Consider the following 12,771-nt stretch of genomic DNA (forward strand, 5'->3'; position numbering starts at 1 on the left):
ATTAAATACACATTTTTTAACTTTATTATGTGTAAGTGTGCCTGATACTTTGGTTTTGAGTCTCTCATTTAAATGTTGAAAACAGGTAATTATTAACAGGTTCTATTGGTATGTTATCGGATATGGTAGTTCATCTAAATCAGCTTTTTCACGTTGATTTTCCAATTGAATTAATTCTTCTTCTTCTGGTGCCTCGAAAATATAAATCTTCGATAATTCAAGGACTTGATGATAAGGGTTATTTTTCGATAAACCTTCAGATATACGGTGAATGGCAAATGATAAACGTTGTTTCAATCTGATAAAATTTTCATTACTTGGTGCATAGGCTAATAGCTCTAGAAGAAGCGGAATATAATCTACTAATTCTTTACTTCCATGCTCAAAGCCAGCTTCACAAACCATCTTTTGCAATTTGATTAAAGCCGCTCCACGTTTTCTGCTATCACCTAGTTCATGTGCAGTTAAATAGAGGCCCGTTTTCTCTTTATAGTCAAAAGTTTCGACATAAAGTTTCTGCAATTCCAATATTGACAATTTATATAAAGGATTTAATCTTTCAAAAATTTCTTTACGATTCTTTTCTAAAGGAAAGTGCTCTTTTACTAAGTCTTTTATCGATGAGTATTCATCGTAAGCACTCGTCTCAGGATAATCTAAGACTCTAGACATAATTACTAAAATTACTTTTTCTTCATTTGTCATTGACCTTCACTTCTTTCATACGGATACGTCATCATGCCCTCTGGAGGTGCTAAATCTTCTATACTACAAGCCCCTTGCCTATAGTGCAGGTCATCATCCATTTCTCTTCTACCAGTTGGTATGACGAACCGTTCGTTATATTTTGCAACACCTAATAATCGGGCCATATCCTCTAATTCATCAACAGTTGTGTTAGCCTCTTTTAGTAGCTTGCTTTTTTTCACTTCATCCACGCCACCTACTGTTTTTGAACGCATATGAACTCTCATTGCAGCCATCTTTAAAAGAACTCTGCGAATCACACTTGTATCATCTGCAGAAAGAAGGGAAGCTAAATATTCCATTGGAATTCTCATATCATCAACAGCAGGTATATAGCCATCAGCACTTAATTTATCTTCATTTGTTATATGATTCATTATTGGACTTAATGGTGGTACATACCACACCATTGGTAAAGTACGATATTCAGGGTGAAGTGGTAAAGCAATTTTCCACTTTATCGCCATTTTATAAATCGGCGACTGCTGAGCACTTTCAATCCAACTATAGTTAATACCTTGTTCCTCCGCTTTTGCAATGACCTCCGGATCAAATGGGTCTAAAAAGACTGATAATTGAGACTCGTATAAATCCTTTGGATCTTCAACAGATGCAGCTTCCTTCACTCGGTCAGCATCGTATAATACGACACCTATGTAACGGATTCTCCCAACACAAGTTTCAGAACATACTGTCGGAAGACCTGCTTCTGTTCTTGGGTAACAAAAATTACACTTTTCAGCTTTATGTGTATTCCAGTTATAGTAAACCTTGTGATAAGGACATCCGTTCGTACAAAAGCGCCAGCCACGGCATGCATCTTGATCAACTAGGACAATTCCGTCTTCGTCACGCTTATATAAGGCACCTGAAGGACAGGATGCGACACATGAAGGATTTAAGCAATGTTCACAAATTCTCGGTAGATACATCATAAATGTTTTTTCATATTCCATTGCGATATGTTCCTGTAATTTTTGAACATTTGGATCCATTGGAACGACTTCACTACCGCCTGCTAAATCATCATCCCAGTTAGAGCCCCATTCTGGTTTATCAATGTACTTTCCACTAATCATTGATTTTGGTCTTGCGACAGGGATATCATCCTGCTTTGGACTATTATGAAGTTGTTGAAAATCATATGTCCATGGTTCATAAAAGTCATCTAATTCTGCCATGTTTGGATTATAAAAGATATTTGCTAATTTTGAGACAGGGCCGCCTGCTTTTAAATGAAGCCTGCCATTCCGCAGAGTCCAACCACCTTTATATCGGTCTGTATTCTCCCATTCCTTTGGGTAACCCGGTCCTGGTCTCGTTTCAACATTGTTATACCAGACATACTCCATTCCAGGGCGGTTTGTCCAAACATTTTTACATGTTACTGAACAAGTGTGACAGCCGATGCATTTATCTAAATGCATAACCATCGCCACTTGAGCTTTAATTCTCAAGCCAATCGACCTCCTTTAATGGTCGGACAATCGCTAATGTATCTCTTTGACTGCCAGTTGGTCCATAATAATTAAATCCATAACTGAGTTGTGAATAACCACCAATCATGTGGGTAGCCTTTGGATAGATTCTCGTAACACTATTATGCGTCCCACCCCGATTCTTGTTAATCGTGTTAGCAGGTACACCCATAACACGGTCTTGAGCATGATGCATATAAATTGCTCCTCTAGGCATGCGGTATGTTACAACAGCCCTTGCCGCAACTGCACCATTCCGATTATATACTTCAATCCAATCATTATCCTTGATTCCGATTTCAGCTGCGTCTTCTTCATTCATCCAGATTACTTGCCACCCTCTAAATAACTGGACCATCTGATTTGTATCTGTAAACATTGTATGAATGCCCCACTTTTGGTGTGGAGTCATATAACGGAGCGTAATATATTTTCCTGAATTCTCGATTTCTTTTTCCCCTTTAATAAATGGCCCTTTGTTAATAGGAGGCAAATAAAGTGGGAGGCCTTCCCCGTAATCAAGCATAACTTCATGATCTAGATAAAAGCTTTGACGCCCAGTTAATGTATGCCATGGGATATGGTACTCTTTATTTACTGTGAAAGGTGAATAACGGCGATTATCGTTTTCTAATCCGCTCCATACTGGTGTCGAAATTGTTTGACGAGGTTGAATTGTTAAAGCATCGAGTGTGAAATCCTCATCTTCACGGCCTTCTGAAATATGCCCAAGTTTCTTTCCGGTCTTTTTCTCTAATGATTTCCAACCTTCAACTGCACGTTTCCCATTCGTAGCACCAGACATAAGTAATATTGCATTAATTGCTTGTTTATCTGTATAAAGGGAAGGATACCCTTTCCCGATTCCTTCATATGTAGAAGGTCCTAGACGATCCAGCAATGATTGATACACTTTATCTCCTGGGATACGAACACCCTTTGTGCCGTAACCATTCTTAATATTTGGACCAACTGTTATCCACATGTCGTATACATTAGGATAATCGCGTTTTACAAAATTAAAGTTGGCCATCGTTTTCCCAGGTATAGCATCCGTTTCTTCTTTACGCCAATCTTTCACCTTACCGTATGGCTGTGCAATCTCATTAACAGTATCGTGTGCTAACGGTGACATTACTAAATCCTCTGTAACTGGCAAGTGCTCTTTAGCAAGTTCAGAAAATTCCTTAGCAATTTGACGAAATGCTGCCCAATCACTTCTCGTTTCCCATGGAGGGCTTATTGCTGCATTAAATGGATGAATAAACGGATGCAAATCTGTCGTGCTGATATCATGTTTTTCATACCAAGTTGCAGCAGGGAGTATAATATCAGAAAAAAGACCTGAACTTGTCATTCGAAAATCCATACTTACGAATAAATCAACTTTTCCTTCTGGCGGCTTTTCAGAAATGTTTACGTCTTTAGGCTGCCAGGACTGCTCAACGTCTGAGAGAACAGTATCTTTTGAACCAATCAAATGCTTCACAAAATATTCATGACCTTTCCCGCTATCACCTAGTAAATTTGAACGCCAATTGAAAAAGATACGTGGGAAGTTTTTAGGGTCATTTGGATTTTCAATTGCGTATTCTAGCTTTCCATCTTTAATCTGTTGGGCAATATCATCGATTACTGCTTGGTCATCGTCTTTGTGACGGTCACGAGCATCACGAACTACATCTAGGGAATTTTGCGTGAGTTGTGGAAAACTAGGTAACCATCCTAAACGAGCTGATAATGCATTAAAATCTGCAGGGTGCATTTTTGTATATTGACTGCCCCATTCTGTTTGAATATCATCAAAATCGTATTCATAACGGAATTGTTCTGTTGCAAAGTAGAAAAAAGATGTGCCGTTCATAAAACGTGGTGCTTTTACCCAATCATTGGCAAAGGCTATTTGTGAAAAGCCTTCTAGTGGGCGAACTTTTTCTTGCCCGACATAATGGGCCCAACCGCCTCCATTAACTCCTTGAGAGCCTGTTAACAAAACAAGGTTTAAAATAGCGCGATAGATTTGATCACTATGATACCAATGGTTTGTTCCACCTCCCATAGCAATCATTGATTTTCCTTTTGTTAGTGCAGCGTTCTCAGCAAATTCTCTTGCGACTTGTATAACATGTGATTTATTAACACCAGTAATGCTTTCCTGCCAGGCTGGAGTATATGGATTCTCACTATCGTTATAATCTTTAGGATAATCACCCTTCAAGCCTCGACTGATTCCTGTGTGGGCAAGCATTAAGTCATAAACGGTTGTTATGATTACCTCTTCACCATTTTTATCTTTAATTTTCTTAATTGGAACACCACGTTGAATTGTGTCCCCTTCTTTTTTGGCGAAATAAGGGAATTCTACTAATACCTCTTCATCTTTCGTGGTTAAAAAGCTAAGAAGCGGGTTTATATCGTTACCATCTTCATCTTTTAAATCTAAATTCCAATTACTTCCACTATCCCATCGATGTCCGATGCTTCCATTAGGGATCGCAAAGTCCTTTGAATTCTCATCCCAGACGACTGTTTTCCATTCCGATAGTTCCTGATTTTTATTTATATCTGAAGCACGCAGAAAGACATCTGAACGATAAGCATTTCCGTTCTTTTTTAGTGTGACAAGATAAGGCAAGTCTGTATATTGTTTAACGTAATCCATAAAATATGGAGTTTCTTTATCTACGTAAAACTCTTTTAAAATAACGTGTGTCATCGCCATTGCTAGCGCACCGTCAGTTCCTGCTTTTGCTGGTAGCCAAATATCAGCAAATTTTTCATATTCAGCATAATCAGGACTAACTCCAACTACTTTCGTACCGTTATAACGCGATTCAACCATAAAGTGAGCATCAGGTGTTCTTGTTTGAGGAATGTTTGTACCCCAAATGATAAAATATTTCGTATTATACCAATCTCCACTTTCAGGAACGTCCGTTTGATCTCCCCAAACTTGCGGTGAAGCAGGAGGTAAGTCTGCATACCAATCATAAAAACTTAATATTGTTCCTCCAATAAGCGATAGAAAACGTGTTCCACCTGAGTAACTGACCATTGACATAGCTGGAATTGGGCTAAAACCTACAATTCTATCTGGTCCATATTTTTTAATAGTATAAATAGTTGATGCAGCAATCATTTGGCAAATATCTTTCCATGTACCACGAACAAATCCACCTTTACCACGAGCTTCAACGTATTGCTGACGTTTTTTAGGGTCAGTTACGATATTTTCCCATGCTTTTACCGGGTCACTCGCATGTTCGAGCTCTTCCTTCCATATTGCATAGAGGTCGCCTCTTATATATGGGTATTTGACACGTGTTGGACTATATGTGTACCATGAGAAACTTGCTCCCCTTGGACAGCCACGAGGCTCGTAATCAGGAAAATCATCTCCAGTTGACGGATAATCTGTTTGTTGGGTTTCATAAGCAATAATTCCGTCTTTTACATGAATTTTCCAACTGCATGACCCCGTACAATTGACTCCATGAGTTGAGCGGACGATTTTATCATAGGCCCAGCGGTTTTTATATATAGATTCCCAATCACGGGACCGAGGGCTCTCTTCTGTCCATCCTTCATTTATTCGCTCACCGCGAACTAAATGCTTAAAAGAGTCTAGTAAAGAGTTCTTTTTAGGACTCATTATGATTGTCACATCCTTTCAAATTTCCAAGTGGATTAAATGTATCGCCAACTATTCGAAAGGAGTTGTCCCCAGCATCAAGTTCACTAAGAAAGGTATGCCAACTGTTTGCATTTGCTGCGGCAAGGATAAGTCGTTGTAATGTACTGAAATCATCGATCGCATATATTTTTTCAATTATGTCTCCAGAAATTGCTCCAAATCTCATCCGCAATACTGCTATTAAATCTTCTCTATCATTAATAAGCATCGTATCATTTTCTAAAGAAAACAATCTTTACAACTCCTTACTACAATTTAATCATCTTAAAATATTCTGATATTAGTTGCTGTTTGCATGTTTCAACTGTTTCTTGAAAGAACGTTTCTACACGCTCGTCTGGATTATTCGCTTGGTCAAAAGAGAAATCAGCAGAAATTGGTTTAGCAGATAACGATTGTGAAAGAGAGATAGTTAAAGTTAACCCATCAACTCTGTCTTTAGCTGTTGCATAAATATCGTACGGGTGGATATTTTTCTTTGAAAACACTTCAACCATTTTTTTATATAAAGCTGGTGCTGCAAATCGAAGAAGTCTCTCTTCCCCTACCTGTGGATCTACTTTATTCACAGTATTACCATCCATTCCTTTATTTCCCTCCGTATCATGCGCTATTAGATAGTAGTTTATTCATTTCATCTTCATTATGTATCTCATCGATAATGATTAAGCTATCTAAAAGTGATATCATTTTTAAATCTGCTTCCTTTATTTGTAATCTAGCTTTCATATTATCGACAATCTTCCTCATTAAGTCATGATCCCGGGTAAGCTGGTGAACAATTTCTTCAAGTGCGGGGTTTTCCTTCATCATCTCTTTATATAACCCTGTTTCTTCTGCTTCAGCATGCTGTAATGTTCGTGATTCCCAATGCTCAATGATTATTTCTGCGACATGAAGAGCTTTCTCATTATCCCCATCTTCTATGCATTTTCGATAAATCTCCCTTAGCTCTTTTGCTTCATTAAGTGCAGCTTCATGTATCAATGAATGAGCATCTTGTTTTTTTAAACTAGGTCCTGACATTAATAATCATCCTTTCTAGTAATAGCAAGATTTGTTTATAGTTGAATTCATCTTTTTAAACATCCTTTCCAACTAGCCTCATAATAAACATTTTTTTTAGTGAAAAGGGCCAAAAGAAAAAAGGAGCTCAGTTTAGCTCCTTGAGGTTCCTTCATTCATATCACTAAATAATCCTAGATAGTATCTTACTTCACCTGCTTCGTCCTTAACTTCATTAATAGTTAGCCATTCTTTAATTAGTTCATTATTTTTTCGTTTATTCCATATTTCACCTTGCCAATAGCCTTTATGATGAATAGATTCCCACATCTTGTCATAAAAGCTTTTGTCGTGTTTACCTGATCGAAGAATACTTGGTTTTTTACCTACAACTTCTTCAGAAGTATAGCCAGTCACTCTTGTAAAGGCTTCATTCACCTTTTCAATTGTTCCGTTTTTATTTGTAACCATCATCCCTTGGGCTACACTTTGGATTATTTTCGTTTCAAGACTTAACCTTTCCATGTAATACATCCATACGACAATAATTGAACTTGCTAGTGCAAACATTGCTAACGACATAAAACCAATTGCATAGTGTCCTGTAATGTTAAAGACAATTGAGAGGACGATTGGTGGAAAAAATCCTCCTAGCCCTCCCATAGCTGAAACAATACCGTTTGAAATTCCTGCCTGTTTAGAGAAATAATAAGGTACAAATTTAAAGACCGCTCCGTTTCCTATCCCTGCACAGAATGCGACGGTTAAGCAACCGATTGTATACAACGTTATGTTAGGTGTAAAAGATAACAACACTCCTGAAAAAGTAAGTCCATTAAATACTAAAAACAAGATAAGAAATGGATTAAATTTATCTCCTAACCAACCACCAACAGGTCTTAAAAATGTTGCCAGCGAAATAAATCCTGCCGTTCTCATTCCTGCATCAACAGACGTTAGGCCAAAATTTGATACTAAAAAATTCGGGAGGTAAACAGTGAATGCTACGAAAGAACCGAATGTCACGAAGTAAAATAAACTTAAAAACCAAAGTTTTTCATTCGTATATACACTCTTAAATTGACCAATCATTGAGTTGTTAACTTTAGGTTCTTTCCGATCTCCAAAAATAAAATTTAATAAAGCAAATAAAAGTAGTGGAATTAAAAATAGTCGTACCGTATTTTCCCAGCCTATTGTATTTGCAAGAATTGGTGCAGAAAATGAGGTAATCGCTGTACCAATATTACCTGCACCATATATCCCATTTACAAATCCATGCTTTTCCTTCGGATAATATTTTGGTAATGAAGTTACACCAATTGAGAAAACTGCTCCTCCTAGTCCTAAAATTAACCCACCAATAATTAAATCTGTGAGCGAATCGGCTATACTTAAATAAAAGACTGGAAAAAGTAGGACTAAAAAGCTAACAAAAAACAGTAACCTTGCACCAAAACGATTTGTCCAAAATCCAAGGAGAATTCTTAATAAAGACCCTAATATGACTGGTACAGCCGTTACGATTGCTACTTCATTACTTGAAAGGTGAATATCCTCTTTAATATTAGGTATGAGAGATGAAATAAGGACCCACACCATAAAGCCTATAATAAGACTTCCTGTTTGTAGAGGTAATTGTAATTTAGTATTCAATGTAATGCTCCCTTCACTAATGATTCGTCTAATATGACTGACATTAGTTTGTGAAGCATTACAATTTTCAAACATTATTTTTAAAAATACATTATACATAACAGATTTAATATTTATTTAAGCTCCATATAAAAAAGACGTCACTGTGACGTCTTAGCAAAAAAGTGCATTAGGTGTATTTTAATAGCAAATTATGTATAAAAAACCTTATCAACATTGTATCTAGATTGAAGCTTATTGATTATATATGTTTCATATATTTCCCGCTCCATTGGATCTTCTACAATACATACATCAATTTTAAAAATCTCATTTCGATGATTCTTTAGAGGAGATACATTATCCTCTAAATGTTTCTTAACACGTTGTCTTAATTTTCTAGCTTTTCCAATGTAAAGCAGATCGTTATTTGCATCAAAGAATAAGATTAATCCCCCTTTATCTCGAGGTATTTTATGTAAATCAATAAATCCTTCAATCGGCTTAATAATTGGTTCATTATTAGTCAAATCTTGTTTTCTTTTGAATATCGTCATATCTGGTTTAGGTATTTCAATTTTTATCAAGTTGTCACGTCCTCTTTTTTTTAGAAATCTTTATGATAACTATGAATGCTCTCATATAGTATTGGCAGAAATTAATAAACATAACGATGAACAATATGAAAATTTACAATTCCTTAACACTTGCTTAACAAACAACAGTTAATATTAAAGGTAAAATTTGTCTTTGTGTTTGAATCATTTATTGTTTATTACAAGTTTAATTTATATAACCAACATACTTTTATGAAAACTGTCATTGTTTAATACATTATTATATCACTTATAGCAGAGGTGATGTTAAAGTTTATGAAAGGGCAAGGATTCCTTAGATTATTTGAGACAATTGCTGGCATTTTGTAGGACAGCCTATCACATGATACACAATTGTTTAAAACATTAGACTCAGGTAGATACATATAAGAGAAATCGTAAATCAACTATAGGTAATGACAACTAGTAAGAACCTACAAATATTATGAAAACGGTCTAATAATTTAATCTATATGACTAATTCCAAGGAGCATGAGATGAACCGATTCATTGGAGAGATTACTGAGATAGTCCCTAAAGTTACGACCACCACAACAAATCAAGTGGTGGATAAGCTATTTTGTGAGAATTCAAGTCATCAAGGAATTGTTGTGACGGAACGAGAGATACCTATAGCTTTAATTACCAGAACGAACTTCTATCAAAAGCTAGGTTCTTTGTACGGATATAATTTGTATATGGGCAGAACAGTCAAACTATTAATGAATAGGAACATACTTTGTGTTGATTATTATAGTTCAATAATTGACGTCAGTGAAAAGGCGATGAAACGTAGTGAGGAACAGCTCTACGATTATATTATCGTAACAAAAGAAGATAAATTATTTGGAGTTGTCAGCATTCGAACATTATTAATTACACTAGCTAACATTCAATCACAAATAGCTTCTTATCTTAATCCTTTAACAGGTCTTCCCGGTAATCATATAATTAATGAAAAAATGCAAGAAGCATTAAACCATAAGGAGTTTACTGTCCTCTACATCGATATAGACAATTTTAAATCTTATAACGATATTTATGGATTTTCAAGAGGTGATGAAATAATTCAGCAAACGGCATCTATTTTAAAAAGGTATATCAATGATTTTATCGGACATATCGGAGGAGATGATTTTTTAGCTATTATATATCACCATCGATATAGAGAGATATGTGAACAAATCATAAAGGATTTTGATGATTGTAAAAGAGGGTTTTACACGGAGAAACATCTATCTCAAGGTTATATTATGTCTGAAAATAGAGCAGGCAGCCTTGAAAAGTTACCCCTTGTTTCACTTTCGATAGCTGTAATAAGCAATCATTTCTACAATTATAGTAGTGTAGAAGAGATAGTTGCCCATGCGACCGAAATAAAAAAACGCTGTAAGAAGACGGTCAGTAGCTGTTATATAGATAATTTTACAGCACTGAGCTATCAGTTATTAAGTGAATAGAAAAGTTAAGGTGACTCCTAACAATCCGAAGTAAATTAACACAGATAAAGTGTTAATGAGTTTCGTACTGTTGAGTCACCCGCTTTTTTAGAAAGATTATAAGTAAATATATGTTAAAGTTCCTTTAGTAAGCTAGATAAAGAATAATCTTTAGGTAGTTCTACACTATTGTATTGAAGGTCATTCGCTTTTTTAAATGTGTCACTGCCAATACAGATTATTTTTTTATCGGTTACGTATTCGGTAAAATCTTTACCTAATGATTGAAAATAATTTTTAAGTGTAGCTAATGATTGTTTATCTTGGAAAATAATTGTATCATACGTAGCCTCTTCCAACATGCGACTATGAATAGAGTAAAATCGACTATCTATATTTTCTTCGTGAGACTTAAAAAATTTCGAGGCTACACTATTAAGTGCCTCTAAGGGTAGTGCCCCTATTTCCAATACAGACCGATTATCAATCGTTTTATTGTCTATGATGCTTGCGGATAATCCATGGTTTTTAATAATCTGGACAATCTCATTGTTATAACCGTAAATACTTCCTTGAATTGAACGAAAGTCAATTTCTTCTGTTTTCATATCTTCAAAAAATTGAATAGCACTGTCTACTGAAGTGAAAATTAGTGAATTGAATTGACTAATTTTTTCTAGTATCCTTCTCTTATCCCCAGTCATTTTCGAACTTTTAATCCATTTAGGTAATTCAACAACATCAGCACCAAGTTCCGTTAATTGTGTAGCTAAGTTATGATTATCGTTCTTTTTCTTACAAACAATGATTTGTCTTCCGAATAATGGTTTTTGTTCGAACCAATTCATTTTATCTCTAAGGGAAACTATATTACCTACTAAAGTGATAGCTGGGTTTCGAAACTTTTCTCGCTCAGCAAGCTCTGCTATTGTAGAAAGCGTTCCTTGTAATGTTTTTTGCCTGGACAGCGTTCCCCATTGGATTAAGATTACTGGTGTATCAGCTGGTTTTCCAAACTTGATTAAATTTTCACAAATGTACGGTAAATTGGCAACTCCCATGTAAAAGGCAATAGTTGCGATTCCATTAACTAGCGCTTGCCAATCAATGGATGGCTTACCTGAAAGTGATTTATCATGTGCTGTTACTACTGCAAAAGATTCTCCATATTCTCTATGTGTAACAGGTATTCCAGCATAAAGTGATGCGGCAATACCTGAAGTGATTCCGGGTATAATTTCGAAAGGAATTTGAGCTAATGCTAACTCACTTGCTTCTTCTCCAACGCGACCGAATACACTAGGGTCACCACCCTTTAATCGGACAACGATTTTTCCTTGCTTTGCGTATTGGATTAGTAATTCGTTAATTGCTTCTTGCCTTAATATATGACGATCTGGTAACTTACCGCAATATACAAGTTCACATTCATCTGAGGCAAATTCCAATAATTTTGGATTTACTAATCGGTCATATAGAATTACTTCAGCATTTTTTATTGCTGTTTTTCCTTTTACTGTAATTAACGCTTGGTCACCTGGTCCAGCACCAACTAAATAGACTTTACCAACATTCATTTTTGTTACTCCTAACCATTCGTGATTATGATGTCTGTTTTTATAGAAGCTAAGGCTAGCTCTTGTATTATAGATTAAGGCTGTTTTCGTAAACATTGTTGCTTTTAACTCGGTTGTCGTTTAGGGGTTTGTCTCCGCTCCAACAAACCCTTAAAAAAGGTTAGTGCAAATAGCCACAATCTTATAGAAAAAAGCCAAGATTAATAAAAGAAGGGAGCAATTTCTTAGCTCCCTTAGATGTACTGCGTTAGACATTAATTATATTATAACTCAAGATAAATATCATTACCTTCTATAAATACTTGATACACTTTTACTAATCCTTTATCAGGGGCTTGCACGTTCCCGTCTATGAGTGATATTTTGATATCGTATACTGGACAATATACGAAGTTCCCACTGATTAGTCCATCAGTAAGTGTCCCGCCCTTTGGATGAGGACTTTTATTTTCAATTGCTCTGACATCTCCATTTGTTAGTTTGAATAGTACGATCTCTTCATCTTCAACGAGTGCTAACTGTCCGATTCCTGTAGGAAGTTCGGAGTAGGTAGCAACTTTTATCTTCGTTTTCATTGTAGTCATAACTAACTCTCCTCTT

General features: G+C 35.9%; 11 protein-coding genes. 1 reads left to right on the top strand and 10 read right to left on the bottom strand.

Going from position 1 to position 12,771, the window contains the following annotated elements; genetic code table 11:
• Positions 1 to 102: 102 nt before the first annotated feature.
• From narJ to J2S19_RS05710, 8 genes are all read right to left on the bottom strand, one after another.
• Positions 103 to 705, bottom strand: coding sequence for a nitrate reductase molybdenum cofactor assembly chaperone (gene narJ, locus J2S19_RS05675; RefSeq protein WP_307338533.1), 603 nt, complete (start codon positions 703 to 705; stop codon positions 103 to 105).
• Complete coding sequence (gene narH / locus J2S19_RS05680) at positions 702 to 2,204, bottom strand: nitrate reductase subunit beta (RefSeq protein WP_307338536.1); 1,503 nt, start codon at positions 2,202 to 2,204, stop codon at positions 702 to 704. Before narH ends, narJ begins: the two co-directional genes overlap by 4 nt.
• The gene (locus tag J2S19_RS05685; RefSeq protein ID WP_307338539.1) at positions 2,194 to 5,877 is read right to left on the bottom strand and encodes a nitrate reductase subunit alpha; all 3,684 of its coding nucleotides are present in this window, start codon (positions 5,875 to 5,877) and stop codon (positions 2,194 to 2,196) included. Before J2S19_RS05685 ends, narH begins: the two co-directional genes overlap by 11 nt.
• A complete protein-coding gene (locus J2S19_RS05690) occupies positions 5,867 to 6,151 on the bottom strand; it encodes a hypothetical protein (RefSeq protein ID WP_307338542.1) in 285 nt (94 codons plus the stop codon). The genes J2S19_RS05685 and J2S19_RS05690 overlap by 11 nt, the downstream gene beginning before the upstream one ends.
• A gap of 16 nt (positions 6,152 to 6,167) precedes the next feature.
• Positions 6,168 to 6,503, bottom strand: a complete 336-nt coding sequence (locus tag J2S19_RS05695; RefSeq protein ID WP_307338545.1) for a hypothetical protein — start codon at positions 6,501 to 6,503, stop codon at positions 6,168 to 6,170.
• A gap of 19 nt (positions 6,504 to 6,522) precedes the next feature.
• On the bottom strand, positions 6,523 to 6,945 hold the full coding sequence (locus J2S19_RS05700; protein WP_307338548.1) for a hemerythrin domain-containing protein: 423 nt from the start codon (positions 6,943 to 6,945) through the stop codon (positions 6,523 to 6,525).
• Between the two features lie 132 nt (positions 6,946 to 7,077).
• On the bottom strand, positions 7,078 to 8,580 hold the full coding sequence (locus J2S19_RS05705; RefSeq protein WP_307338551.1) for a nitrate/nitrite transporter: 1,503 nt from the start codon (positions 8,578 to 8,580) through the stop codon (positions 7,078 to 7,080).
• A 191-nt stretch (positions 8,581 to 8,771) separates the two neighbouring features.
• Positions 8,772 to 9,116 carry a nucleotide excision repair endonuclease gene (locus J2S19_RS05710; RefSeq protein WP_307339145.1) on the bottom strand — a complete coding sequence of 115 codons (345 nt, stop codon included), beginning with the start codon at positions 9,114 to 9,116 and terminating at the stop codon, positions 8,772 to 8,774.
• Positions 9,117 to 9,652: 536 nt separating this feature from the next.
• Here J2S19_RS05710 and J2S19_RS05715 point away from each other — a divergent pair.
• Positions 9,653 to 10,615, top strand: coding sequence for a GGDEF domain-containing protein (locus J2S19_RS05715; RefSeq protein ID WP_307338552.1), 963 nt, complete (start codon positions 9,653 to 9,655; stop codon positions 10,613 to 10,615).
• A gap of 113 nt (positions 10,616 to 10,728) precedes the next feature.
• Here the strand turns inward: J2S19_RS05715 and cobA are convergent, their stop codons facing one another.
• On the bottom strand, positions 10,729 to 12,171 hold the full coding sequence (gene cobA, locus J2S19_RS05720) for a uroporphyrinogen-III C-methyltransferase (protein ID WP_307338554.1): 1,443 nt from the start codon (positions 12,169 to 12,171) through the stop codon (positions 10,729 to 10,731).
• A gap of 263 nt (positions 12,172 to 12,434) precedes the next feature.
• Positions 12,435 to 12,755 (bottom strand): nitrite reductase (NAD(P)H) small subunit, encoded by a 321-nt coding sequence (locus tag J2S19_RS05725; protein WP_307338556.1) that lies wholly within the window; start codon positions 12,753 to 12,755, stop codon positions 12,435 to 12,437.
• Between the last annotated feature and the right edge of the window lie 16 nt (positions 12,756 to 12,771).

This window comes from Metabacillus malikii, from assembly GCF_030813355.1.
Lineage (GTDB): Bacteria > Bacillota > Bacilli > Bacillales > Bacillaceae > Metabacillus > Metabacillus malikii.